The 24,827-nt window shown below is 65.7% G+C and carries 19 protein-coding genes; 7 read left to right on the forward strand and 12 right to left on the reverse strand.

From position 1 onward, the window contains the following. Positions 1-171: 171 nt before the first annotated feature. Positions 172-2,040 carry an extracellular solute-binding protein gene (locus V3328_RS17310; protein WP_340330955.1) on the forward strand — a complete coding sequence of 623 codons (1,869 nt, stop codon included), beginning with the start codon at positions 172-174 and terminating at the stop codon, positions 2,038-2,040. 172 nt (positions 2,041-2,212) lie between these two features. Continuing rightward, the gene (locus V3328_RS17315) at positions 2,213-2,884 is read left to right on the forward strand and encodes a DsbA family oxidoreductase (protein WP_340330956.1); all 672 of its coding nucleotides are present in this window, start codon (positions 2,213-2,215) and stop codon (positions 2,882-2,884) included. Between the two features lie 21 nt (positions 2,885-2,905). Here the strand turns inward: V3328_RS17315 and mfd are convergent, their stop codons facing one another. Next, positions 2,906-6,361: a transcription-repair coupling factor gene (gene mfd, locus V3328_RS17320; protein WP_340331184.1), complete on the reverse strand. Its 3,456-nt coding sequence runs from the start codon at positions 6,359-6,361 to the stop codon at positions 2,906-2,908. A 129-nt stretch (positions 6,362-6,490) separates the two neighbouring features. Next, the gene (locus V3328_RS17325; RefSeq protein ID WP_340330957.1) at positions 6,491-6,955 is read right to left on the reverse strand and encodes an FAD assembly factor SdhE; all 465 of its coding nucleotides are present in this window, start codon (positions 6,953-6,955) and stop codon (positions 6,491-6,493) included. Here V3328_RS17325 and recG point away from each other — a divergent pair. After that, positions 6,954-9,062 (forward strand): ATP-dependent DNA helicase RecG, encoded by a 2,109-nt coding sequence (gene recG / locus V3328_RS17330; protein ID WP_340330958.1) that lies wholly within the window; start codon positions 6,954-6,956, stop codon positions 9,060-9,062. The genes V3328_RS17325 and recG overlap by 2 nt on opposite strands. Before the next feature lie 5 nt (positions 9,063-9,067). Here recG and V3328_RS17335 read toward each other — a convergent pair whose 3' ends face one another. The 3 genes from V3328_RS17335 to glmU form a co-directional block, all read right to left on the reverse strand. After that, complete coding sequence (locus V3328_RS17335; protein ID WP_340331185.1) at positions 9,068-9,817, reverse strand: DUF502 domain-containing protein; 750 nt, start codon at positions 9,815-9,817, stop codon at positions 9,068-9,070. Positions 9,818-10,062: 245 nt separating this feature from the next. Then, positions 10,063-11,889, reverse strand: coding sequence for a glutamine--fructose-6-phosphate transaminase (isomerizing) (gene glmS / locus V3328_RS17340; RefSeq protein ID WP_340330959.1), 1,827 nt, complete (start codon positions 11,887-11,889; stop codon positions 10,063-10,065). A 151-nt stretch (positions 11,890-12,040) separates the two neighbouring features. After that, positions 12,041-13,381 (reverse strand): bifunctional UDP-N-acetylglucosamine diphosphorylase/glucosamine-1-phosphate N-acetyltransferase GlmU, encoded by a 1,341-nt coding sequence (glmU, locus tag V3328_RS17345; RefSeq protein WP_340330960.1) that lies wholly within the window; start codon positions 13,379-13,381, stop codon positions 12,041-12,043. A 259-nt stretch (positions 13,382-13,640) separates the two neighbouring features. Between glmU and V3328_RS17350 the strand changes: the two genes are divergently transcribed. Continuing rightward, positions 13,641-14,558 (forward strand): DMT family transporter, encoded by a 918-nt coding sequence (locus V3328_RS17350; RefSeq protein WP_340330961.1) that lies wholly within the window; start codon positions 13,641-13,643, stop codon positions 14,556-14,558. 10 nt (positions 14,559-14,568) lie between these two features. Here the strand turns inward: V3328_RS17350 and V3328_RS17355 are convergent, their stop codons facing one another. From V3328_RS17355 to rpe, 6 genes are all read right to left on the reverse strand, one after another. Then, a complete protein-coding gene (locus V3328_RS17355; protein ID WP_340330962.1) occupies positions 14,569-15,444 on the reverse strand; it encodes an ABC transporter ATP-binding protein in 876 nt (291 codons plus the stop codon). Further along, a complete protein-coding gene (locus V3328_RS17360) occupies positions 15,444-16,187 on the reverse strand; it encodes an ABC transporter ATP-binding protein (RefSeq protein ID WP_340330963.1) in 744 nt (247 codons plus the stop codon). Before V3328_RS17360 ends, V3328_RS17355 begins: the two co-directional genes overlap by 1 nt. Next, on the reverse strand, positions 16,184-17,239 hold the full coding sequence (locus V3328_RS17365) for a branched-chain amino acid ABC transporter permease (RefSeq protein ID WP_340330964.1): 1,056 nt from the start codon (positions 17,237-17,239) through the stop codon (positions 16,184-16,186). The genes V3328_RS17360 and V3328_RS17365 overlap by 4 nt, the downstream gene beginning before the upstream one ends. Continuing rightward, complete coding sequence (locus V3328_RS17370; protein ID WP_340330965.1) at positions 17,236-18,123, reverse strand: branched-chain amino acid ABC transporter permease; 888 nt, start codon at positions 18,121-18,123, stop codon at positions 17,236-17,238. Before V3328_RS17370 ends, V3328_RS17365 begins: the two co-directional genes overlap by 4 nt. A 115-nt stretch (positions 18,124-18,238) precedes the next feature. Continuing rightward, positions 18,239-19,453, reverse strand: coding sequence for an amino acid ABC transporter substrate-binding protein (locus tag V3328_RS17375; RefSeq protein WP_340330966.1), 1,215 nt, complete (start codon positions 19,451-19,453; stop codon positions 18,239-18,241). Positions 19,454-19,553: 100 nt separating this feature from the next. Then, on the reverse strand, positions 19,554-20,234 hold the full coding sequence (gene rpe / locus V3328_RS17380) for a ribulose-phosphate 3-epimerase (RefSeq protein WP_340330967.1): 681 nt from the start codon (positions 20,232-20,234) through the stop codon (positions 19,554-19,556). A 203-nt stretch (positions 20,235-20,437) separates the two neighbouring features. Here rpe and V3328_RS17385 point away from each other — a divergent pair, with 203 nt between their 5' ends. Then, complete coding sequence (locus V3328_RS17385; RefSeq protein ID WP_340330968.1) at positions 20,438-20,737, forward strand: hypothetical protein; 300 nt, start codon at positions 20,438-20,440, stop codon at positions 20,735-20,737. A 41-nt stretch (positions 20,738-20,778) separates the two neighbouring features. Here the strand turns inward: V3328_RS17385 and V3328_RS17390 are convergent, their stop codons facing one another. Beyond that, positions 20,779-21,630, reverse strand: coding sequence for an SDR family oxidoreductase (locus tag V3328_RS17390; RefSeq protein ID WP_340330969.1), 852 nt, complete (start codon positions 21,628-21,630; stop codon positions 20,779-20,781). 243 nt (positions 21,631-21,873) lie between these two features. Here V3328_RS17390 and V3328_RS17395 point away from each other — a divergent pair, with 243 nt between their 5' ends. Both V3328_RS17395 and V3328_RS17400 read left to right on the forward strand, forming a co-directional pair. Beyond that, positions 21,874-22,044, forward strand: coding sequence for a hypothetical protein (locus tag V3328_RS17395; RefSeq protein WP_340330970.1), 171 nt, complete (start codon positions 21,874-21,876; stop codon positions 22,042-22,044). A gap of 256 nt (positions 22,045-22,300) precedes the next feature. Further along, on the forward strand, positions 22,301-24,823 hold the full coding sequence (locus V3328_RS17400; RefSeq protein ID WP_340330971.1) for a vitamin K epoxide reductase family protein: 2,523 nt from the start codon (positions 22,301-22,303) through the stop codon (positions 24,821-24,823). Positions 24,824-24,827: the final 4 nt, after the last annotated feature.

A 24,827-nucleotide genomic window follows, 5' to 3' on the forward strand; every position in this document is an offset into this window, starting at 1 on the left:
GACAGCATGTCATGGCATTACGTCGCCGTGACGCCGCTGCCACCGCATAGCGCGGATTGAAGCAGATTTCCAGCCGGATGCAGAATGTTTGCGGCGTTGCCGCGGTCCGACCGAACCGACGTGTGATAGTGTGCCGCTCCACGATTCGAATACGGACCGACCGATACGCGCATGATCTGCCGACGCATCGTCCGCCACTGCAAGCGGGCGGTCATTTCCGCCGCACTTCTGACCGCCGCGGCTGCGATGACAGCGATGCCGGGGGCGGCCGAACCGTCGCATGCGATCGCGATGCACGGCGAGCCGAAGTTCGGACCCGACGTACCGCACTTCCCGTATGTGAACCCGGATGCGCCGAAGGGCGGCGCCCTGACCCTGGGCGTCGTCGGCTCGTTCGACAGCCTGAACCCGTTCATCGTCCAGGGGGTCGCGGCGAAGGGCCTCAGGGAATACGTCTTCGAATCCCTCATGACCCGAGGCCTGGACGAACCTTTCACGCTCTACGGCCTGCTGGCGGAGTCGGTCGACGTTCCCGACGACCGCAGCTCGGTGACGTTCCGGATAAACCCGCGGGCGACCTATTCGGACGGAACGCCGGTCCTGCCCGAACACGTGCTGTTCTCCTGGGAGCTGTTGAGGACCAAGGGACGGCCGAACTACCGGACCTACTACAATCAGGTGGAGAAGGCCGAACTGCTGGACGACCGATCGGTGCGCTTCACGTTCAAGCAGCCGGCGGACCGGGAAATGCCTCTCATCATGGGCCTGATGCCGATCGTCTCGCCGCACCACTATGACGCCGACGACTTCCAGCACGACGGCAGCCGGCGTCCGCTGGGGAGCGGACCGTATGTCGCCGACCGGGTGGAGATCGGCAAGAGCATCACCTACCGCCGCAATCCGGACTATTGGGGGCGCGATCTGCCGGTGAACCGGGGACGCTACAACTTCGACACGATCAAGTTCGAGTACTATCGCAACGACAACGCGTTGTTCGAGGCCTTCAAGAAAGGGCTGGTCGACGTGCGGGTGGAAGAGGACCCGACACGGTGGGCGACCGAGTACAACTTTCCCGCCGCCAATGCCGGAGAGGTCATTCTCGAGGAAGTCGATTCCGGCGTGCCGCGCGGCATGTCGGCGCTCGTCTTCAACACCCGCAGGCCGGTCTTCTCGGATATCCGGGTCCGCGAGGCGCTGGTGATCCTGTTCGACGGGGCCTGGATCAACAAGACGCTGTATCGCGACCTCTACGAGCGCACGCAGAGCTATTTCGGCGAATCGGTGCTGTCCTCGCATGGCCGGCCGGCGAGCGCGCAGGAGCGCGAGCTGCTGGCGCCGTGGGCGGACCTCGTCAGGCCGGACGTGATGGACGGCACCTATGCGGTGCCGCAATCGGATGGTTCCGGCCGCGACCGCGCCTCGCTGCGCCGCGCCATCGAGCTGCTCGACGCTGCCGGGTACGGGCTCGTCAACGGCGTCATGACCGACAAGGCCAGCGGCAAGCCGCTGACATTCGAGATTCTGGTCGGGACGCCGGACCAGGAGAGGCTCGCGCTGTCCTATGTCCGGTTCCTGCAGCGGGCGGGAATCAGGGCGTCGGTGCGCCAGGTCGACAGCGCCCAGTTCGAGCGGCGGCGGCAAACATACGACTTCGACATGATGCCGTATTTCTGGTTCTCCTCGCTGTCGCCGGGCAACGAGCAGAAGTTCTACTGGGGCAGCGAGGCGGCACGCACCGACGGCACCCGCAACTACATGGGGGCGGACAACCCGGGGATCGACGCGATGATCGAAGCGCTGCTGGCGGCGGACGAGAATGCCGACTTCATCAACGCCGTGCGGGCGCTCGACCGGCTGCTGATGTCGGGGATCTACGTCGTGCCGCTCTATCACCTGCCCGGCCAGTGGGTCGCCCGCTGGGCGCGGATCGGGCGCCCGGAGACGACGTCGCTCTACGGCTTCGAGATCGATACCCTGTGGAGCAAAGGGGCGGAACAACCCGCGGGTGCCGCCGAACAGGCGGAACCGGCGGCGCGCTGATCCAGGTCAATGCGGACGTCCGGCCGCCGCCGCTCTGTCCGGAGGTGCCGGCGGCGTGATTTGCGCGATGCCGTCTTGCCGCCTACAACCGCGCGCACAAGTTACCCGGGAACCGCCCTCTCCGCCGCTGATGGTCCGGGCCCGGGCAACGTGCCACAAGACGGAGGACAGCATGTCCCAGCCGATCCAGCTAGACGTGATCTCCGACACGATCTGCCCCTGGTGCTATATCGGCAAGCGCCGCCTGGAAAAGGCGATGGCGCTGCGGCCCGACATACGGGTGGACGTGCGCTGGCGCCCCTACCAGCTCGACGCGACGATCCCCTCGGGCGGTGTGGACCGCAAGGAGTACCTGGAGCGCAAGTTCGGCGGCCCGGAGCGGGCCCAGCAGATCTACGCGAACATCCGGGCGGCCGGCGCCGAGGAAGACATTCCCTTCGCCTTCGAGAAAATCGCGCGGACGCCGAACACCATCAATTCGCACCGGCTGATCCGCTGGGCGGCGACCGCCGATCGTCAGGACGCCGTCGTCGAGCGCCTGTTCCAGCGGTACTTCCTGGAAGGCGGTGACGTCGAGAGCCCTGAGGCGCTGGTGGAGATCGCACGTGAACAGGGCATGGACGCCGATCTCATCGCCGAGCTGATCGCCGGCGACGCCGACGTCGAACTGGTCGAGCGCGAGATCCGCACGGCCCAGAAGATCGGCGTGACCGGGGTGCCTTGCTTCATCTTCCTGAACAGCTTCGGCGTGATGGGGGCGCAATCGCCGGAGTTCCTGGCCGAGGCGTTCGACAGGGCCCTGGCGGAGGCGCGCCAGCCGGAAGACGCAGACGCACCGACCTAAACCCCGAAGTCCCTGTCCCGGTCAGGCGGCCGTGTCCGTCGTCTCGACGAGGGCGGCGATGCGGCGCAGAATCGTCGTCGTGCCGCGCAGCCGGTCCTCCGGCGTTGCCCAGTCGCGCATCAGCACGATGGTGTGATCGGACCGGATCTTGGCGCGATGGCCCTCCTCGGCCACGAAGCCGACCAGTCCCTGGGGATTGGCGAACCTGTTGCCGCGCAGGGCGATGACGAGCCCCTTCGGCCCGGCGTCCAGGCGTTCGATGCCGGCCTCGCGGCACAGGATCTTGACGCGGACCACCTCCAGCAACTGCTCGGCTTCGACCGGCAGCCGACCGAACCGGTCGCCGAGCTCGGCCGCGAAGGCCTCGAGCTCCAGTTCGTCGGTCAGCTGAGACAGCCGGCGATACAATCCCAGACGGAGTTCCAGGTCGGCGACGTAGTAGTCGGGGATCAGCACGGCGGTGCCCAGAGTGATCTGCGGCGACCACTGACCGTCCTCGGGCTCGGCGCCGTCCTTCAGGCTGGCAACGGCTTCCTCGAGCATCGACTGATACAGTTCGTAGCCGACTTCCTTGATGTGGCCGGACTGCTCCTCGCCGAGCAGGTTGCCGGCCCCGCGCAGGTCGAGGTCGTGGCTCGCCAGCATGAAGCCCGCGCCCAGAGTATCCAGCGATTGCAACACCTTGAGGCGCTTCTCCGCACCGATCGTCAGCTTTCTCTTAGGCGGCACAGAAAAATAGGAATAGGCCCGCAGTTTCGACCGCCCCACCCGGCCGCGCAGCTGGTAGAGCTGGGAGAGCCCGAACATGTCGGCGCGGTACACGATCAGCGTGTTCGCCGTCGGCACGTCGAGCCCGGATTCGACGATGGCCGTCGACAGAAGGACATCGTAGCGGCCCTCGTAGAACGCGCTCATGATGTCTTCGAGCTGCGTCGCCGGCATCTGGCCGTGCGCGACAGCAACCTTCACCTCGGGTACGGACTCGCGCAGGAAGGCGGCGGTCTCCTCGATGTCGGAAATCCGGGGGCAGACGAAGAATGTCTGGCCGCCGCGATAGTGCTCGCGCAGGATCGCCTCGCGGAGCACGACGGGATCGAACGGCGTCACGAAGGTGCGCACCGCCAGGCGGTCGACCGGCGGCGTGGCGATCAGCGAGAGTTCGCGAATGCCGGTCAGCGCGAGTTGCAGCGTGCGCGGGATCGGCGTCGCTGTCAGGGTCAGGACATGGACCTCGGCGCGCAGATCCTTGAGGCGCTCCTTGTGGGCGACGCCGAAGTGCTGCTCCTCGTCGACGATTAGCAGGGCAAGGTCCCGGAAGGCGACCGTCTTGCCCAGCAGAGCGTGCGTGCCGATGACGATATCGATGTCGCCGGATTTCAGGCCGGCCTTGGTCTGGGCCAGTTCCTTGCTCGATACCAGCCGCGAGGCCTGCGCAATGCGGACCGGGAGACCACGGAAGCGGTCGACGAAGGTCTTGTAGTGCTGCCGCGCAAGCAACGTGGTCGGCACGACGAGCGCCACCTGGCGACCGCTCATCGCTGCGACGAAGGCCGCGCGCATCGCCACCTCGGTCTTGCCGAAGCCGACGTCGCCGCAGATCAGGCGGTCCATGGGCGTGCCGCTTGCGAGGTCGTCGAGCACCGCCGCGATCGCCGCCTGCTGGTCCTCGGTCTCCTCGTAGGGAAAGCGGGCGCAGAACTCCTCGAACGCGCCTTCCGGCGGCGTCATCACCGGCGCGGGGCGCATGGCGCGTGCCGCGGCGATGCGGATCAGCGCGCCGGCCATCTCGCGCAGGCGATCCTTGAGCTTCGCCTTGCGCGCCTGCCAGCCGTGGCCGCCGAGACGGTCGAGCTGGGCGCCCGCGTCCTCGGAGCCGTAGCGCGACAGGAGCTCGATGTTCTCGACCGGCAGGAACAGCTTGTCGCCGCCGTGATAATGCAATTCAAGACAGTCGTGCGGCGCGCCGGCCGCAGTTATCGTCTTGAGGCCGACGAACCGGCCGATGCCGTGATCGACGTGAACGACATAGTCGTTGGGAGACAGGCTGGTCAGTTCGGTAAGAAAATCGGCGGCGCGGCGGCTCTTGCGCTTCGGCCGGACGAACCGGTCCCCGAGGATGTCCTGCTCGCCGATGACGACGAAGGACGGCGCCTCGAACCCTCGTTCGAGGCCCAGCACGGTCAGCGCCACCTTGCCCTTGGGCAGAGCCTGGATCTGCGGCCAGTCTTCTCCGGTTTCCAGGTTTTCGAGGCCGTGGTCGGCGAGCATGTCGCCCATCCGGTCGCGCGAGCCCTCGCTCCACGAGGCGACGATGACGCGCCGGTCGCCGGCGGCGAGTTTCGCCGCGTGCCTGGCCACTGCGTCGAAGAGGCTGTCGGCAGCGTCCTGGCGCTCCGGCGCGAAACTGCGCCCTTCCCGGGCGCCGAGATCGAAGACCGGTCCCGTCGCCTCGGTTTCGGGAACGTCAAAGGGGGTGAGCGCTGCGACCGGACGGGCTTCCAGCAACGCGTTCCAGTCGCTGTCGACGAGGTACAGCGCACCGGGATCCAACGGCTTGTAGGGCGCCGACTCGCCGTCCGGCCTTTCCAGCGCCTCGACGCGGGCAGCATGGTAGTCGGTGATGTGGTCCATCCGTTCGCCGCGCGCTTCCTCGATGAGCGCGTCGAGCATGACGGGGGCATGGCCGACATAGTCGAACAGCGTGTCGAGGTGCTCGTGGAACAGAGGTAGCCAGTGTTCCATCCCCTGGTGTCGTCGTCCCTCGCTGATGGCGGCGTAGAGGGGATCGTCGGTCGAGGGCACTCCGAAGCGGCCGACATATTCGGTACGGAACCTGCGGATAGCGGCGTCGTCGAGGCTGAACTCGCTCATCGGGATCAGCGAGAGGCCGCGTTCCTGGGAAATCGTCCGCTGCGTCTCCGCATCGAAGCTGCGGATCGACTCCAGCGTGTCGCCGAAGAAGTCGAGGCGCACCGGCGCCTCCCTCCCCGGTGGGAAAAGGTCGAGGATGCCGCCACGCACGGCGAACTCGCCGGTTTCACGAACCGTGCCCGTCCGTTCGAACCCATCGCGGACCAGCCAATCCACCAGCGCTTCCATGTCGATCCGGTTGCCAGGACGGATCGACCAGGACGCCTCCGCTATCCAGTCGCGCGGGGGGACCCGCTGGGTAATCGCATTGATCGTGGTCGCGACGATCGGCATGCCGTCCCCGCCGCCGGCAAGCCGCGACAGTGTCGCCAGGCGCTGGGCCACCACCTCGCCATTGGGCGAGACGCGGTCGTAGGGCAGGCAGTCCCAGGCGGGAAACGAAAGAACCTCGATGTCCGGCGCGAAGAACTGCGCGGCACCGATGAACGCGGCCAGCCGCTGGGCGTCGCGCGCAACGAACACCAGCGCGACAGGAGAAGCGTCGGGCGCTGCCGCCCGTGCACGCGCGATATCCGTGGCCACCACGGCGTCGAAGCCGTCCGGCATGTGTACCAGTGTGACCCGGCCGGCCCTCTCCAGAAGCGAGGGGGAAAACTGGCGGGTGCGAGTGGATGATGGAACGTTCACGGTCTTGCGGGCCTGAGATCTGGTCTTTCGCGCGTCTTGCCGAGGCAGTCAGGATCGGGAAGTCGGATTGTCCCGATGGAAGCTCCGGATCGCATGCAAGGTCGGGATATCGTAGTTGGCCGGCACCGGTCTGGTGCCGGCAATCCAGCCGAAGAGTTCAGGATCAGGGGCATCCATGAGGAATTCGAGCGCGTCGACCTCGTCATCGCTCATGGTTCCGATGCGGGCATCCGCATAGCGCCCCAGCAACAGATCCATTTCCTTGGTGCCCCGGTGCCAGCACCGGAAGACCACCCTCCGGCGCCGGACGTCCAGCCCAGGCTGCTCGTTCGCATCTGCGTTCGTCACGGTTACTGACCTTGCCTCACGTGCCCATGGTCGGATTTGGCGTGCGGTATAGCGCGCCGGTCTCGGCGCGGCCACCCGGAGATGGTAGTGAGACATGCGCGGCCGGATTCCAATACGCACGATATGACCACTCGAACGCCATTTCGCCAGATGTAGACTCAACATGCGGCCCTCCGACCTCAATGCGCTGTTCGCACCCGTCTCGAGCCTGCCGGGAGTGGGGCCGCGCCTGTCGAAACTTTTCGCCCGCCTGCTCGGGGCAGACGAGGAGAACGGCGAGGCGCTGGTGGTCGATCTCCTGTGGCACCTGCCAGCCGGCCTCGTCGATCGACGCGAGCGGCCGACCATCGATCGTGCCGTGCCGGGTACGATCGCGACCCTGAACGTCGTCGTGGACCGGCATCGCCCTTCCCCGCCCGGCCGGTCGCGGGCGCCATATCGGGTGCAATGCCACGATGAGACGGGCGAACTCACGCTGGTATTCTTTCACGCCAATGCGAAGTGGATCGAAAGCCAGCTGCCTGTCGGCGCGGTGCGCTGGGTCAGCGGCCGTCTCGAGGAGTTCGGCGGCGCGTTGCAGATCGTCCATCCCGACCACATCGTCGACCAGGACGGGTTCGCCCGGCTGCCGCTGCTGGAGCCGATCTACGCGCAGACCGCCGGCCTCGGGGGCAGGACGATCGCCAAGGCGGCAGCGGCGGCCATCGAGGTGGTTCCCTCCGTCGCCGAATGGCAGGACCCCGACTGGCTGAAGCGCAACGGCTGGACCGGGTTCAAGCACGCACTCGAAACGGTGCATCGTCCCGCCGAGCCCGCGGAGATGGCCGAGGACGGACCGTCCTGGAAACGGCTCGCCTATGACGAGCTGCTGGCGGGCCAGCTGGCGCTCACGATCGTGCGCAGCCGGCTGAAGCGCGCCGGCGGCATCACGCGGACCGGGGACGGCGCCATCCGCGGGCGTATCGTCGGCGCACTTGCGTTCAGCCTCACCATGTCGCAGATGGCGGCGGTCGACGAGATCCTGTCCGATCTCGCCGATCCGACACGGATGCTACGGCTGCTTCAGGGCGACGTCGGCAGCGGCAAGACGGTCGTCGGCCTGCTGGCGATGGCGGCGGTCGCCGAATCCGGTGCGCAATCCGCGCTGATGGCGCCGACCGAACTTCTCGCACGGCAGCATTTCCGCACGATTGCGCCGCTTGCCGAGGCAGCCGGCCTGAAGGTGGCGATCCTGACCGGACGCGAACAGGGCAAGGAGCGGGCGCCGATCCTCGCCGGTGTCGCCGACGGATCGACAGACATTCTCGTCGGCACCCATGCGCTGTTCCAGGCCGGTGTCGACTTCTCCGATCTCGGTCTCGCCGTCGTCGACGAGCAGCACCGCTTCGGCGTGCATCAGCGCCTGTCGCTCGCCGCAAAAGGCAAGGCCGTCGACATGCTGGTGATGACCGCGACGCCGATTCCGCGGACGCTGCTTCTGACCCATTTCGGCGACATGGACGTCACCCGGCTGACCGAGAAGCCCGCCGGACGCCGGCCGATCGCGACGCGGGTGCTGCCGATCGAGCGCCTGAGCGACGTGGTCGCCGCGGTGCGGCGGGCCGTCGACGAAGGCGCGCAGGTCTACTGGGTCTGCCCGCTGGTGGAGGAGTCTGAGGAACTCGACGTCATCTCGGCCGAGGAGCGCTTCGCCGCCTTGAAGCCCGCCTTCGGCGATGCGGTCGCCGTCATCCACGGCCGCATGAGCGGTGCGGAAAAGGACAAGGTGATGCGCCGCTTCATCGAGGGGGCGGTGCGCGTCCTCGTCGCGACGACCGTCATCGAGGTCGGCGTGGACGTGCCCGACGCCACCGTGATGATCATCGAACACGCGGAGCGCTTCGGCCTGGCACAGCTCCACCAGCTGCGCGGACGGGTCGGCCGCGGCCAGGCGGAATCGAGCTGCCTGCTGCTCTACAAGGGACCGCTCGGCGAGACGGGCCGGTCGCGGCTGGAGATCATGCGCGAGACGGAAGACGGATTCCGGATTGCCGAAGAGGATCTGCGACTCAGGGGCGGCGGCGAGGTGCTGGGCACGCGGCAGAGCGGCATGCCGGAATTCCGGGTGGTCCGCACAGGGGTTCACCTGGACATGCTGGAAGCGGCCCGCGACGACGCGCGCCTGGCGCTGGAGCGCGATCCGCGGCTGCACGGCGAGCGGGGCAAAGCCTTGAGGACGCTTCTCTACCTGTTCCGCAAGGATGCGGCGATGCGGCTGATCGAGGCCGGGTAGCGCACCTACTCGGCCGCGTTCTTCGGCTCGTCCTCATCCACGCTGCGGACCGGCGCCGGGCCGGCTACCGCACGGGGGCGTGTCCCTGTGCTGTCCTCCTCCGGAAGCCGGGGCATGACGAGACCGCCCGAAATCACCACCTTGGCGGCATCCTCGACGGTCATGTCCAGGATGATCACCTCCTTGCGCGGCACGAACAGCAGGAAGCCGGATGTCGGGTTCGGCGTCGTCGGCAGGAAGACGCTGAGCAGGTCGTCGTCGTCGCCGCCGGCCTTGGTCTTCAGTTCGCCCTTGGTCTCCGTCGCCACGAACACGATCGCCCACAGGCCGGTGCGCGGATACTCGATCAGGCCGACGTCCTGGAACGACTGGCTCGTCTGCGACAGGACGGTCTCGAATATCTGCTTCAGGCCGCGGTAGATCGAGCGAACCAGCGGCATGCGGTCGAGCAGCATCTCGCCATAGGCGATGACGGTGCGACCGAACAGATTGGCCGTGGTCGCTCCGAGGAGGATCAGAAGGACGACGGCGACGATCAGCCCGAAACCGGGGATCGTGAACGGCAGGTAGTAGTCGGGGTTGTAGCGGTGGGGAATCCACGGCTTCACCCAAGCGTCGACCCAGCCGATGAACGTCCAGGTTATGTAGATGGTTATGGACAGCGGCGCCGCGATGACGAGACCGGTGAGGAAATAGTTCCTCAGCCGCATGCCGAGGCCGACCCGTCGCTTGCCGGCCCGCTCGGGCGGCAGCATCGGGCCAGGCTTGCTGTCGTCGCTGTCCGGGCCAATCGTCATGCAGACACCAACCGTGTTCGCGATATCAAACTGTCGGAGCCCGTGCGCGGTTCCCCCCAAACGGCGCCTGCAATCAGGGCCTTCCAGAAACCGTCGGGAACCTACCGGATCGCGCTTCTGCGCGATTGCTGTCGCGCATCATACAGCGGCTTCGCGCCGGCGGGGAGCACCAAATCGTGGCAACTCAGCCCTATCGGCGTGCCCTACTCGACCGTCACGGATTTGGCCAGGTTGCGGGGCTGGTCGACGTCGGTGCCCATGAAGACGGCGGTGTGATAGGCAATCAGCTGGACCGGAAGCGCGTACACCAGCGGCTGGACGAACTGGTACATCTGAGGCAGCACCAGCGTCTCGAAAGGCTGGTCGCCGGCTGCCTGGGCGCCCTCGGCATCGGTGAGCAGGACGATCCGGCCGCCGCGCGCGGCGACCTCCTGCATGTTCGAAATCGTCTTCTCGAACAGGGTGTCGGACGGAGCGACCACGATGACCGGCACCTCCTCGTCGATCAGCGCGATCGGACCGTGCTTCAGCTCGCCGGCCGCATAGCCCTCGGCATGGATGTAGGAGATCTCCTTGAGCTTGAGGGCGCCCTCCAGGGCGATCGGGAAGTTCAGGCCGCGGCCGAGATAGAGCACATCACGCGCCCGCGACAGTTCCTTGGCGAGCGCCTCGATCCGAGGCTCCAGCTTCAGCGCCTGGCTCATCAGCCGGGGCACCTCGATCAGGGCTTGAACGAGCTTGCGTTCGTCGTCTTCGGCAAGCACGCCGCGCTGGCGTCCGGCGGCGACCGCCAGGCAGGCGAGCGCCGCCAACTGGCACGTGAACGCCTTGGTGGACGCGACCCCGATCTCCGGCCCGGCCAAGGTCGGGAAACTGGTCTCCGACTCCCGTGCGATCGAAGACTCCTGGACGTTGACGATCGACAGGATGTGCTGGCCTTCCGAACTGCAGTAGCGCAGCGAGGCGAGCGTGTCGGCGGTCTCGCCCGACTGGGAAATGAAGATCGCCAGCCCGCCGGGCTCCAGCGGCACCTCCCGGTAGCGGAACTCGGAGGCGACGTCGATGTCGACCGGCAGCCGGGCGTATTTCTCGAACCAGTACTTGCCGACGAGGCCGGCATAGTAGGCCGTCCCACAGGCGCAGATCGTGATCCGCTTGAGGTCGGCGAGATCGAACGGCAGATCGCCGGGAAGGCGGACGAGCCCTTCGGACATGTCGATGTAGTGGGCCAGCGTGTGGCTGACGACCTCGGGCTGCTCGTAGATCTCCTTTGCCATGAAGTGACGGTGATTGCCCTTGTCGACCAGCAGCGCGGTGGCCAGCGACCGCTGGGTCGGCCGGATCACCTGGTGTCCGAGGCTATCGAATATGGTCGCTCCGGCGTGGGTCAGGACGACCCAGTCGCCGTCCTCGAGATAGGTGACCCGGTCGGTGAAGGGCGCCAGCGCGGTCGCGTCGGAGCCGAGGTACATCTCCCCGTCGCCGTGCCCGACGGCGAGCGGACTGCCGCGCCGCGCGCCGATCAGCAGGTCCTCGTCGCCGTCGAACAGGATGGCGAGCGCGAACGTGCCTTCTAGCCGCTCCAGCGTCAGGCGGACCGCCTCGGCGGGATCGCGCCCGGCGAGAAGTTCCCTCGTGATCAGGTGGGCGACGACCTCGGTGTCGGTATCGGTCTGAAAGCGCGCCCCTTCTCCGGCCAGCTCGTTCTTCAGGGCGCGGAAGTTCTCGATGATGCCGTTATGGACGACGGCGACCTTCTCGGTGGCGTGCGGATGGGCGTTGCCTTCGGTCGGCGCGCCGTGCGTCGCCCAGCGGGTATGGCCGATGCCGATCTTTCCCACCAGCGGCGCAGAACGAAGCCGCGCCTCGAGGTTGCGCAACTTGCCTTCGGCACGACGACGGTCGAGATGCCCGTTTTCGAGCGTGGCGACGCCGGCGGAATCGTAGCCGCGATACTCAAGCCGCTTGAGCGCCTCGACGATCTCTTCCGCCACCGGCTCGTTGCCGATGATGCCGACAATCCCACACATGCGCAGCGCGCCTCCTGGCCGAAATGCATCGAAGCCCCGCAACAGCGGATAGCCCTTCGCCGGCGACAGCCAAACTCAAACTTTCTTTCCGTCTGTAACGCGACGGATCGCCGAGCATCGGCGGCAAAGCTTGATATCCGGTTTCGTCGGGTCAGTCCGGTTTCCGGCGCGGCACGCGACGGGGCGTCCAATCCGGGACATCGACCTGCCGGGCACGGGCGATGGCCAGCGCATCGGCCGCGACGTCGCTGGTGATGACACTTCCCGAGCCGACATAGGCACGGTCGCCGATCCTGACCGGGGCGACGAGCGCACTGTTGGAACCGATGAAGGCACCCGCCCCGATGTCGGTATGATGCTTGGCCGTACCGTCGTAGTTGCAGGTGATGGTACCCGCGCCGATATTGGCACCCGCCCCGACGCGCGCATCGCCAATATAGCTCAGGTGGTTGACCTTAGCGCCGGCCTCGACAGCGGCCGCCTTCACCTCGACGAAATTGCCGATCCGTGCCCCCTCTCCGATACCGGCTCCAGGCCGAAGCCGGGCGTAGGGGCCGACCGTAGCCCCATCGGATATCGTGGCGCCTTCGATATGGGAAAAGGCGCGGATCGCGACGTCGTCGCCGATGGTGACGCCGGGGCCGAAGAAGACATTGGGTTCGACGACAACGTCGCGGCCGAGGACGGTGTCTGAACTCAGGAACACCGTTTCAGGCGCGACGAGGGTTGCACCGCCGTCCATCGCGCGTCGGCGCAGGCGCGCCTGCAACGCGGCTTCCGCGGCCGCGAGCTGGGCACGCGTGTTGACCCCCTGCACTTCCGCCTCCGGACACTTCACGGCGACCGCCGAGAGACCCCGCGCGACGGCGATTTCGACGGCGTCGGTCAGATAGTACTCGCCTTTCGCATTGTCGTTGCCGATTGCGTCGAGAAGGTCGATGGCCAGTCCCGACCGGAACGCGATGACGCCGGAATTGCAGAGGCTTATCTCCTTTTCCTCAGGAGATGCGTCGCGGTCCTCGCGGATTGCGAGAAGCCGGTCGCCTTCAACGATAAGCCGGCCGTAGCCGGCCGGGTTGGCAGCCTCGAACGCGAGGACCGCGAGATCGGCGCCATCGCCGATCGCGCCGCGCAGGCTGTCCAACGTCTCGGGCTGCACGAGGGGCGTGTCGCCGTACAGAACTATGACGTCCCGGTCGGGGGAGATCGCGCCGCGCGCCGACAGCACCGCGTGTGCGGTTCCCAGGCGCTCGGACTGAACATGTACCGACGCGTCAGGTCTTTGCGCTACCGCGAACCGGGCGACCTGCTCCATGCCGGGCCCGACGACGACGGCACAGTCGGTTCCCCCCCCGGACGAACCCAACGCTGCCAAGACGTGCCCGAGCATCGGCTCGCCGGCGATGGCGTGCATGACCTTGGGCAGCTTGGAGCGCATCCTCGTGCCTTCGCCCGCGGCGAGAACGACATGGATACAGGGGCGGTCGGACATGGTTCGGCTCCGGTTGGCACGTTACGTCTTCGCGGTCAGGTCGCATCAACCGCAAGCATGCGCGGGATTCGTTGCTTCAATAACAATCCGATCGAGATCGGGACAGATGTGAGGGTGGATCCGGGCAGGATTTCGGCGGCTGGCCGAAGTTCGCCATGCACTGACAACATGCGCGCCGCCCGGCGCGGCGCTTGTCGGGAACGCGCGGCTTCTATAGTTGCTGGCATTCCCCTCGGTTTTCGCCAGGACTTCAAGCGGCATGAGCGAACAGACGCGCGCCTACGTAATTCTTGCCTTCATGCCGCTGTTCTTCTCGTCCAACCTCGTGCTCGGCCGGGCGGCGCTGGACATGCTGGAGCCGTGGACCCTCGCCTTCTGGCGATGGGGTCTGGCCAGCGCATTCCTGCTGCCCTTCGCCTGGATCGGCCTCAGGACCCATCGCGTCGCGCTGCTGGCACAGTGGAAGATGATCGTGCTGCTCGGTTTCCTCGGCATGGTCATCTGCGGCGGCCTCGTCTACGTCTCGCTGCGCTTTACCACCGCGACCCACGGCACGCTGATCTACACGACTTCACCCGTGTTCGTGCTCATCCTGGAGGTGGTGTTTCGGGGCCAGCGCGTGTCACTCCGTCAGGCGAGCGGCGTGCTGCTGGCCTTTCTCGGCGTGGCGATAATCGTCATGCATGGTCAACTCCAGAGGTTGCTCGACTTCGAACTCAACCCCGGCGACATCGGCATGATGTTTGCGGCGTTCTGCTGGGCTGTCTACTCGGTGCTGTTACGGCGTTCGGCACTGAACGTGTTCCCCACCCGCACGCTGTTCGCCGCAATCGCCGCCACCGGCGTGATCCTGCTCCTGCCGATCATGCTATGGGAGACCGTCGCGGTGGCGCATGTGCCGGCGAGCGCGCCTGCATGGGTCAGCATGGTCAGCCTGGCGGTCTTTTCGTCACTGCTGCCGTTCCTGTCCTACCAGTACGGCGTCAAGATCGTTGGCCCGTCGGTCACCTCGGTGTTCCTGTACATGCTTCCGGCGTACGGGGTCGTCATGGCGGTGCTGTTCCTCGGCGAGGAGTTCCACATCTATCACGCCGTCGGTTTCGTGACGGTCACCGCCGGCGTGGTGCTGGCGACCGCGCAGTTCGGACGCCGGCATGCACGGGCGAGGCCGGCCTGACCGGCTGGCGCTATCCGCCGAGGAAAAGCCTTCCGACTTCCGGATCATCGAGGAGATCGCGTCCCCAGCCGGCCTTCGCCAGTTGTCCGGAGACCAGCACGTAGCCGATGTCGGCGACCTGAAGCCCCTTCTTGGCGTTCTGTTCGACCATGATGATGGTCTTGCCTTCGGTGTGCTGGAGGTCGTGCAGGATCTCGAAGACCACGTCGATGAACCGCGGTTCGAGCCCGATCGACGGTTCGTCGACCAACAGCACGTCCGGATTCATGACGAGTGCGCGGGAGATCTCCAGAAGCCGTCTCTCGCCGCCGGACAGGACGCGGGCGGGCTGCTTGCGGCGCTCGGCGAGCCGGGAGTACTTGTCGAAGACCTTTTCGGCTGCTTCCCGCGCCTCCATCGTGTACGGCTTCAGGAATCCCCCCATCCAGAGGTTCTCCTCGACCGACATCTGGGGAAACACCGAGTTGTCCTGCAGGACGTAGGCGATCCCGGCATCCCTGAGCTTCTCGTTTGAGCTGAGCCGGGTGACGTCGTTGCCGCCGACGTGGATCGAACCGCCCATGATGTTCGTGAAACCGAAGATGGAATGCAGCACGGTCGACTTTCCCGCACCGTTCGGTCCGATCAGGCAGAGCGACTGCCCCTTCGCCACACGCAGCGAAAAATCGTGCAGGATCTCCATCCGGCCGTAGCCTGCGCGCAGATTGTCGACCGAGACGAAGGAATCTCTGTTCGCAAGGGCTTCCAAAGCCTCGATTCCGGGCGCCCTCGCGGCGATCTTCTCGGCTTCCCTCTGAATGTCCTCGACCGACATGACGGTCGAGATGTCGCCGAAGCCGTAGCCGCTGATCCGCTTGCGGGCGGCGTCGCCCTGCTCTTCCGCCATCAGTGCGCTCCCAGGTAGGCGTCGAGAACACGCTGGTCGTTCTGAATCTCCTCGGGTTTCCCATCGGCCAGCAGTTCGCCGTGGGCCAGGCAGTAGATGTGCTCGGCCAGGTTCATGATGACCCGCATGTTGTGCTCGATGACGAACAGGGTGATCCCGAAGGTCGTATTGGCATGCTTGAGACGGTCGATCAGGCCGTTGATCAGTGTCGGATTGATCCCCGCCGTCGGCTCGTCCAGCATCAGCAGGCGCGGCTCGTTCATCAGCGCCATCGCGAATTCCAGCAGCTTCTGCTGGCCGAAAGACAGGTCTCCGGCCATCAGGTGACGCTTCTGGTACAGGCCGACGAACTCGAGGAGTTCTTCGGCCCGTCCGTGTTCACCGGATTTCTGGCTGGCGAACAGACGGCCCAGCGTCTGGTCGCGCATCGAGGTGGAGATCAGCATGTTCTGCACGCAGGTCATGCCGCCGTAGATGCGGGTTTGCTGGAAGGTCCGCAGCAGGCCCCGGCGGGCGATCTGGCGAACCCGCATCTTCGAGATCTCGCTGCCCTCGAAGCGGATAGAGCCGGAATCGATGGGGTGATATCCGACGATCGACGAGAACAGGGTGGTCTTGCCGGAGCCGTTCGGCCCGATCAGGCCGATGATCTTGCCCTCCGGGACCTCAAGCGAGATCCCGCTGTTGGCCTGGACGCCGCCGAAGGCCTTCGACACGTTCTTCACTTCGAGGAGAGCGCTCATTCGGCGGCCTCCCCGGCCCGGCGCCCGATTGCCGGGTCGATCCTGTGTCCGAAACGCTCCGGGAACCGCTGCCGCAGGAAGCCGAGGATCCCCTGCGGGAAGAACACGACGATCAGCACGATCATCGCGCCGAGCGCGACGCGCTGCCAGCCCAGCAGATAGGTCCAGAAGAATTCCTTGAGGAACTGGAAGACGATCGCCCCGATCACCGGTCCCCACAGCGTCCCCTTGCCGCCGAGGATGACCATCAGCACCATCCAGACCCCGAAGGACGCGCCGGCGAAGGCAACCTCGATGGGGTCGATGAAGCGCTTCAGGTTGCCGAGTATCCCTCCGGCGACACCCAGGAACAGGGCCGACACGACCCAGGCGGTGACCTTGATCCGCGTCGTCGGCAGACCCATCGCCTCCGCCTTGTCCTCGTTGTCGCGGATGGCGTTGATCGCCAGTCCGAACCTGGTCGAGTAAAGCCAGCTCACCGTGATGAAGGCGAGCACCGCCAGGACAAAGGCGAAATAGTAGTAGAACCGGCTGGCGTCGCCGATCCCCGGCGGCGCGTTCGGAACGACCATGCCCGAACCGGCGCCGATCCAGTGCCAACCGTTGGCGATCTGGCCCGCCGCGACGCCGAGGCCGAGCGTGCAGATCGCAAAGTAGTGCCCGCGCATCCCCAGGACAGCCGAACCGAGGATCGCCGCCACGATGCCGGCGGAGACGGCCGCGAGCGGCAGACCGACGGCCAAGCCTTCCAGATACTGCACCGTGTCGAAGGTGAAGACCGTCTGGCCGCCGCCCTTGGCGGCATTGTAGTCGGCGATCGAGTAGAACAGCCCGACCTGGGTCAGCGCGCAGACATACATGCCGACGCCGATGAAGACGACGTTGCCGAACGAATTGTATCCCATCTGTCCGCCGAGCAGGTCCCAGGTCAGGGCGAACACGATGAACAGCCAGAGCTCGGCCATCTGGGACTGGTAGTTCGGAAACAGGAACGGCGCCAATACCCCGATCGCGAGGATCGCGGCATAGCCGACAAGCCGGCGGGCCATCATTTCAGATACTGCCGCTTTGCCGCCAGACGCCAGTTGCGCCAGACCAGCACGACGACCAGCAGCAGAAAGACGAAAGCGAGCTGGTACTGTGCCCCGAGCACGAACCCGGCCAGGTTCTCCGCAGCACCGAGGCCGAGACCGGCGACGATCACGCCGACGAAATTGCCGAGACCGGCGACGACGACGATCATGAACGAACGGATCGTGTACGGCAGGCCGATATAGGGGTGGATGTTGTAGGCCATCGCCACCAGGGCGCCGCAGGCACCGCACAGCGCGGCGTTCAGCCCGTACGTGACGGCGTAGACGCGGTCGGTGTTGATGCCCATCACCCGTGCCGCCCGCGCGTTCTGGGCGGTGGCGCGGATCGCCTGCCCCGTCCTCGACCGCTTCAGGAAGACGACCATGCATGCCGCGACGACGATGGCGAGGACGAAGGCGACGACCTTGATCTGCGAAAGCGTCACAAGGCCGTCCAGCAGGAAGAAGGTTCCAAGGCCGGCCTCCGCGATCTGGACGTTGCCGCTGAATACCGTGTTCATGAGCTGCTGGAGGAGGATCGACAGGCCGAACGTCGCCAGCAGCGACACGAACAGGTCCCGATCAACGATGCGGAAAATGACGGCTCGATAGAGCGCCCAGCCGACGATGAACATGACCAGAGCGGCGACCGGAACGGCGAATAACGGGTGAATGCCGCTCCAGTACATCATCACCGCCACGTATCCGCCGAGCATGACGAACTCGCCTTGGGCGATGTTGATGATGCTCATCACGCCCCAGACAAGCGCCATGCCGTAGGCGGCGAGCGCGAATATCGCACCGAGCAAAAGGCCGTTCAGAACCAGGTCGACGGTGATGACCGGCGCCTGGAACAGAATCATGATGTTGTCGAACAAGGTTCGCCCCGCCCTGGAAGTTGAGTCGTCTTCTTAGGTCCAAAGAGCGCGGCCCCGGGGCCGTTTTCCCCCCGACCCGGGGGCCGCGCCCGGGATGCGATCAGTTCATGGCCGGACGAGGAATGACGGCCTTGGTCTCGGCGACGTCCGCCGGCGCGACGATCTTGTACTGCCCGTCGAGCACCTGGTAGAGCGCCATCGGCTTGGCGATGTTCTTGCCTGTCTCGTCGAACTTGATCTTGCCGTAGAACGTTTCGATGTCCGTTTCGGCGAGCGCGTCACGAACGGCCTGCGGATCGGTCGATCCCGCCCGTTCCAGCGCATCGGCGAAGACCTGCACGGCAGCCGAGGATTCGGCAGCCTGGTAGGGCGGCTCGTAGCCGTACTTCTCCTCGAAGGTCTTCGCGTAATCGCCCGCCGACCCGAACAGGTCGTCCTTGTAGGCCAGCGTCGGCGCCCACTGCGTGGCGCACAGCGTGTACTCGGACGCAGCGCCGAAATTGCCGATGATGTCGGCTGAATCGCAGTGCGTCATCGCGACGACGGGGACGGAGACCTTCTGCTCGGACAGCTGGCGGATCGCCGTTGTCGCGCCCTTCGAGTGGCCCGACACGATCAGCACGTCAGGCTTCAGCGCCTTGACCTTGGTCAAAGTCGCCGACATGTCGTTGATTTCGCGCGGGAACTGATCGTCGATGACCAGCTTCATCCCGTACTTCTTCATGTCCTCGATGACGCCGGCGCGGACATCGGCGCTGAAGGGGTCGTTCTCGACCACCACAGCGACCTTGATGTCGCCGGGTTCCTTGCCGAGCGCCTCGGCGTTCTGGGCGGCGAGGTCGATGGCGCTGGACAGGTACTGCTCCGAGGTGGACAGGGTGGCGAAGATGTACTTCCAGCCGTTGGTGAACAGCGACCGCGATGCGCCGTTCGCCTCGACCATCGGCACCTGGAGCTCTTCGGTGATCGGCGCCACCGCCTTGGTCAGTCCGGACCCGTAGGGTCCCAGGATCAGCTTGATGCCGTCCTGCTTGACCAGACGCTCGGCAAGTTCGGCGCCGCGCGCCGGGGTCGACTCGTCGTCGTAGTACTTGACCTCGAGCCTGTAGGTCTTGTCGCCGATCTTGACGCCGCCGGCCTCGTTGATCTTCTCAACGGCGAGGTCGTAGCCGCGCTGGGTATGTTCGCCGTTGGTCGAATAGTTGCCGGTGAGCGATATCGCCGACCCGAGCGTTACGACGTCTTCGGCGATCGCATTGCCGGCGAGCACAAGAACGCCGAACGCGGCAAGGGACATTGTTCGCGTGAAATGCATCGTAGTTCCTCTCCCTGGGTGTCCTTCGCAGCTCTTTCGGCCGCTGATCTTTTGGAGGCTGACTGCCTTGGGAGAACAATGACTTTCTTTTGTGGTCGGTTCAAGACCGACCAATTGCCGATAGGATCGCGTCAATATTCGCGCGATAGTCGGTCTCGCCTTCTCCCCTGAACACCGCGGAACCCGCCACCAGCACGTCCGCCCCGGCCGCGACGACATCGCGCGCGGTATCGGGCGAAACCCCGCCGTCGACCTCGAGCCGGATATCCCTGTCGCCGATCATCTCCCTGATCGCGCGGATCTTCGGCAGCATCGAAGGCAGAAAGGATTGGCCTCCGAATCCCGGATTGACGGTCATCACCAGGACCAGGTCGACGGCATCGAGGACGTAGCGGATTGCCGATTCCGGCGTCGACGGCGTCAGCGACACGCCGGCCTTCTTGCCGAGGTCCCGGATCGCGCGCAGCGACCTGTCCAGATGCGGGCCCGCCTCCGCGTGGATGGTGATGATGTCGGCGCCGGCGTCCGAAAACGCCTGGAGATAGACGTCGACCGGCGCGATCATGAGGTGGACGTCGAGCGGCCGGTCGGTGGTCGGGCGGATCGCCTGGACGACGAGCGGGCCGATCGTGATGTTCGGCACGAAGTGGCCGTCCATGACGTCGACGTGGATCCAGTCGGCTCCCGCGGCCACGACGGCGGCGATCTCCTCGCCCAGGCGGGCGAAGTCGGCGGACAGTATCGAGGGGGCTACAAGCGGTCGCGGCAGGCGGTTCGGCATCGGGCGCTCCTGTGGGCGAACTCCACGCTGGCACTAGCCCGTTTACGCACGCCGCGTCCATTGCCCGTGGTCACTGGCGTTCAGAATCGAGGGAAAAACTGCCTGCGCCGTGCCCGAGTTATCCACATGTTAACGTCGGCATGGTGGCAACGGGCGTGCCCGCGGCTAGAGTGCCGCTTGGCGGCGCTTGGGGGCGGTAAGACATGTCAGCTGTCGTGGAAGCGGTCGGTATCCCGTGGTATCGAAAGCGGGACTACGAACGGATCCTGTCGATCATGATCGACCGGGCACAGTTGCCGCGGTCCTACGACAGTTGGCGGTTTCGCGCCGAAACGCTGGAACAGCGGCTGACCGCCTCAGGGCGCCATTCGGTCCGCACCGTCATCGAGCCGAAGAACTTCGCTCGCTGGTGCACGGCGAACCGGCTGAAGGCCAACGCCCACGCCCGGCTGCTCTATATCGAGGAGTCGTTGCGGGAGGAACCGCAGCGCCATCGGCGCTAAACGCGCGTCAGGCCGTAGAACGCATCTCCAGTACGGCCTGCTCACGAGCCTACGATGCGTCCACCGTTCGGATGCAGGATCTGACCGCTGATGTAGGACGCATCGTCACTGGCGAGGAAGACGTAGCAAGGCGCCACCTCGTTCGGCTGGCCGGGGCGGTTCATCGGGGTACTCGCTCCGTGCTCGGCGACGTGATCGGCGTCGAACGAGGCCGGGATGAGCGGCGTCCAGATCGGACCCGGGGCCACCGCGTTGACCCGGATGCCGCGGCCAGTCAGCGATCTGGCCATGCTGCGCGTGAAGGCGACGATCGCACCGCGGGTAGCCGAATAGTCAAGCAGCGTGTCGTGGCCCTGGAATGCGGTAATGGACGTCGTGTTGACGATCGAACCGCCCTTCGGCAAATGGGCGAGGGCTGCCTTGGTCAGATAGAAGTACCCAAAGACGTTCGTGCGGAACGTGCGTTGGAGCTGGGCGCTCTCCAGTTCGGTGAGGTCCGAGACCTCATGCTGCTCGGCCGCATTGTTGACCAGGATGTCCAGCCGTCCGAACCGGTCGACTACCATGCCGACTGCGGTGCGGCAGAAATCCTCGTCGCCGATGTCGCCGGCGATGCGCAGGCAATCGGCACCTTCGCGCCCCACCAGGCATTCCGTCTCCCGCGCGTCGTTGTGCTCTTCCAGATACACTAGGGCGACCGCTGCACCCTCGCGCGCCATGGCGACTGCCACCGCACGACCGATGCCACTGTCCCCACCGCTGATCAGCGCTACTTTGCCTTTCAGCTTTCCGACGCCGGGGAATCTCGGTTCGTAGTCCGGCCGGGGCGTCATCTCGGATTCGCGGCCGGGCTGATGTGCCTGCTCCTGAGGTGGCTGGCGGGTTGCGCTCATCGGTCGATCTCCTTCGCGGGATAAACGAGCAGTTCCGCCGGCCGTTCCAGGGCCAGATCCGATTGACGAAAAGGACAACCGGAAGGCCACCGAGACGAACCTGGCCGCCATCGGCGCCTGTGGGCGAACGGAACCGGGACACCGCCAGATCGTTGCGGTGGAGGCCTGGCTGCGGGCTGTATCGCCGGCGCCTGAATCCTGAACCGGGTCGATAGCGGGCCGGAGACCGGAAGGAAGAGTGACATGACAAAGCGCCACTGGATCGGACTGGCTATCGCTGCGGCCTTCATCACCGTCCTGGTAGCCGCATTCTGGCCCTACGAGCCGGTCAGGCCCGGCGATCAGGCGGTACCGCCGATGATCGAGAAGGAGTCCACGGTGGCCGAGCCGGTAGAGGAACCCGCGAGCCAGTAAAGCGCATGAGACTGTGGTCCGACCTGACGGGCAAGACGCCCCAGCGGCGTTGTCCAGCGGTTCCGGAGGCATCCGCGGAACCACCGCGAGGGAACGGTGTTACCCACGCATCGCCGAAACAAAAACCTGCTGGCGCGTGACTTCCCTTGCGTCAGGAAAGAGGCAAGCCCGTGATGGACGCCGCTCAGCATCATCTATTCCGCACCCGTCGATCAATTTATCTTTTCGATCCTCGGCACGGATATAAGACCGGCTGATGGGGCCTGCGCGCACCTCCCGGATGCGCCCTCCCTCGAAGGGCAAGAATTCCCGAGGGCAGACGTCCAAGCCTATTGTCCTGATCACCGGGGCGGCCGGCGATATCGGCTCTGCGCTGGTGGCCGCGCTTGAGGGGGAATACCGCCTCGTCGGTCTCGACCTGGAAGGCAAGGAGGCGGATTGTGATCTGATCGGCGTCGACCTTTCCACCCAAAAGTCGGTCGACCTGGCGCTGCGCGATTTCCGCGGCCGCTACGGCGACAAGATCGCCGCCGTCATCCATCTTGCGGCGTATTTCGATTTCACCGGTGAAGACAATCCGCTCTACCAGACCGTCAATGTCGAGGGCACGCGCCACCTGCTTCGCGCCCTCCAGGAGTTCAAGGTCGGCAGATTCATCTATTCGGGCACGATGCTGGTGCATCGTCCAGGCGCGCCCGGCCTGCCGATTACCGAAGAAACGGCAATAGAGCCGAAATGGGCCTACCCGAAGTCGAAGGCTGCTGCGGAAGACGCCATCCGCGAGGAGCACGGAGACATTCCCTACGTGCTGCTTCACCTGGCCGGCCTCTACGACGAGCAGACCGCGGTTCCGACACTCGCCGAACAGATCCGGCGGATCTACGAGCGCGATCCCAAATCGCACGCCTATTCGGGCTCCCTGGAGGCCGGACAATCCTTCATCCACAAGGAAGACATGGTCGACGCGTTCGTCCGCACCGTCGATCGACGCGAGGACCTACCCGCTGACGTCACCATTCTGGTCGGGGAGCCCGATGCGGCCAGCTATCAGGAGCTTCAGGCGCAGCTTGCGAAGCTGATCCACGACGAAGACGAGTGGACGACACTATCCGTCCCCAAGCCCCTAGCCGCCGCCGGCGCATGGCTTGAGGAAAAGAGCGAGCCGGTCGTTCCGGACGATTTCGACCAAGGCGAGAAGCCGTTCATCCGGCCGTTCATGATCGAAATGGCGGACGACCACTACGAACTGGACACGACCTTGGCCGTCGAACTGCTCGGCTGGCGGCCAAAGCACTCGATCGGTGCGACGCTGCCGAAGATCGTCGCGAACCTCAAGGCCGACCCGCTTGGCTGGTATGAGGCTAACGGTCTGACGCCGCCGCGATGGTTGACCGCGGCCGCCAAGCGGACATCCGATCCAGAGGGGCTGCGCACGGAGGCCGAAGAGAAGCAGCGCCGCGAGCATGCCCTGTTCCTCTGGGCGCCGTTCCTGAACATCGGACTGGGGGCCTGGCTCATCACCAGCCCGCCGATGCTCGGCTACGAATCCGGCTGGATGACATGGAGCGACGTCGGCTCCGGCATCCTGGTGATACTGGCGAGCTTCGTCGCATTGTCATGGCGTTTCGAACTCGTACGCTGGTTTGTGGCCGCGGTGGGGATATGGGTGATGTTCGCACCGCTGATCCTGTGGACGCCGAATGCCGCCGCCTACCTCAACGACACCCTCGTCGGCGCCCTGATCTTCGGCCTCGCCGCAGTGACCCGTCCCACGCCCGGAGTCGGACGCGTTGCGGCAACCACGGGACCGACGATCCCGCCCGGCTGGGACTTTTCGCCGTCGAGCTGGTTCCAGCGCGTACCGATCATCGCGCTGGCCTTCGTCGGGCTGTACGTTTCCCGCTACCTGACCGCCTATCAGCTCGGGCACATCGACGGGGTCTGGGAGCCGTTCTTCGCCGGCAGTCCCGGCGATCCCAAGAACGGCACCGAAGAGATCATCACGTCGAGCGTGTCGGAAGCCTGGCCGGTGCCCGACGCGGGCATCGGCGCCCTCACCTACATGCTCGAGATTCTCACCGGAATCATCGGCTCGTCGCGCCGGTGGCGGACGATGCCCTGGCTGGTGGTGCTGTTCGGCATCATGATCGTGCCGCTCGGCGTCGTGTCGATTACCTTCATCGTCATTCAGCCGATCGTGCTGGGGACCTGGTGCACGCTGTGCCTGATCGCCGCGGCCGCGATGCTGATCCAGATCCCCTACTCCCTCGACGAACTGGTCGCGACGGGGCAGTTCCTGATGCGCCGGCATAAGGCCGGACGCCCGGTGCTGCTGATCTTCTTCACCGGCGACACGGACGAAGGCAAGGACGAGAAGGTCGAGGACGATTTCGCCCAATCTCCCTCAGCCGTCGTCGGCGAGATGGTCGGCGGCGGGGTCAGCGTTCCCTGGACCCTCGGCGTGTCCATCCTGGTCGGCCTGTGGCTGATGTTCACGCGGCTGACGCTTGGCGCATCCGGGACGATGGCGAACGCCGATCATCTCATCGGCGCGCTGGTGATCACGGTCAGCGTCACCGCGTTCGCCGAAGTCGCGCGTCCGGTCCGGTTCCTGAATGCGCTGCTCGGGATGGCGCTCGCGATCATGCCGTTCGTCGCCGGGGCGACGCTCGCCCAGATGGTGTCGGGGGTGCTGTGCGGCCTCGTCCTGATCGGCCTCGGCGTGCCACGCGGCGAGATCCGCCATCGCTACGGCAACTGGACACGCCACATCGTCTGAGGCG

The organism is Microbaculum marinum (assembly GCF_037855135.1).
Lineage (GTDB): Bacteria > Pseudomonadota > Alphaproteobacteria > Rhizobiales > Tepidamorphaceae > Microbaculum > Microbaculum marinum.

What these genes read in the sequence shown, in the direction of transcription:
- V3328_RS17310 (WP_340330955.1), top strand. Translation starts at nt 172, where the DNA reads ATGATCTGCCGACGCATCGTCCGCCACTGCAAGCGGGCGGTCATTTCC.
- V3328_RS17315 (WP_340330956.1), top strand. Translation starts at nt 2,213, where the DNA reads ATGTCCCAGCCGATCCAGCTAGACGTGATCTCCGACACGATCTGCCCC.
- mfd (WP_340331184.1), bottom strand. Translation starts at nt 6,361, where the DNA reads ATGCCGGACGGCTTCGACGCCGTGGTGGCCACGGATATCGCGCGTGCA.
- recG (WP_340330958.1), top strand. Translation starts at nt 6,954, where the DNA reads ATGCGGCCCTCCGACCTCAATGCGCTGTTCGCACCCGTCTCGAGCCTG.
- V3328_RS17325 (WP_340330957.1), bottom strand. Translation starts at nt 6,955, where the DNA reads ATGTTGAGTCTACATCTGGCGAAATGGCGTTCGAGTGGTCATATCGTG.
- V3328_RS17335 (WP_340331185.1), bottom strand. Translation starts at nt 9,817, where the DNA reads ATGCTGCCGCCCGAGCGGGCCGGCAAGCGACGGGTCGGCCTCGGCATG.
- glmS (WP_340330959.1), bottom strand. Translation starts at nt 11,889, where the DNA reads ATGTGTGGGATTGTCGGCATCATCGGCAACGAGCCGGTGGCGGAAGAG.
- glmU (WP_340330960.1), bottom strand. Translation starts at nt 13,381, where the DNA reads ATGTCCGACCGCCCCTGTATCCATGTCGTTCTCGCCGCGGGCGAAGGC.
- V3328_RS17350 (WP_340330961.1), top strand. Translation starts at nt 13,641, where the DNA reads ATGAGCGAACAGACGCGCGCCTACGTAATTCTTGCCTTCATGCCGCTG.
- V3328_RS17355 (WP_340330962.1), bottom strand. Translation starts at nt 15,444, where the DNA reads ATGGCGGAAGAGCAGGGCGACGCCGCCCGCAAGCGGATCAGCGGCTAC.
- V3328_RS17360 (WP_340330963.1), bottom strand. Translation starts at nt 16,187, where the DNA reads ATGAGCGCTCTCCTCGAAGTGAAGAACGTGTCGAAGGCCTTCGGCGGC.
- V3328_RS17365 (WP_340330964.1), bottom strand. Translation starts at nt 17,239, where the DNA reads ATGATGGCCCGCCGGCTTGTCGGCTATGCCGCGATCCTCGCGATCGGG.
- V3328_RS17370 (WP_340330965.1), bottom strand. Translation starts at nt 18,123, where the DNA reads ATGATTCTGTTCCAGGCGCCGGTCATCACCGTCGACCTGGTTCTGAAC.
- V3328_RS17375 (WP_340330966.1), bottom strand. Translation starts at nt 19,453, where the DNA reads ATGCATTTCACGCGAACAATGTCCCTTGCCGCGTTCGGCGTTCTTGTG.
- rpe (WP_340330967.1), bottom strand. Translation starts at nt 20,234, where the DNA reads ATGCCGAACCGCCTGCCGCGACCGCTTGTAGCCCCCTCGATACTGTCC.
- V3328_RS17385 (WP_340330968.1), top strand. Translation starts at nt 20,438, where the DNA reads ATGTCAGCTGTCGTGGAAGCGGTCGGTATCCCGTGGTATCGAAAGCGG.
- V3328_RS17390 (WP_340330969.1), bottom strand. Translation starts at nt 21,630, where the DNA reads ATGAGCGCAACCCGCCAGCCACCTCAGGAGCAGGCACATCAGCCCGGC.
- V3328_RS17395 (WP_340330970.1), top strand. Translation starts at nt 21,874, where the DNA reads ATGACAAAGCGCCACTGGATCGGACTGGCTATCGCTGCGGCCTTCATC.
- V3328_RS17400 (WP_340330971.1), top strand. Translation starts at nt 22,301, where the DNA reads ATGGGGCCTGCGCGCACCTCCCGGATGCGCCCTCCCTCGAAGGGCAAG.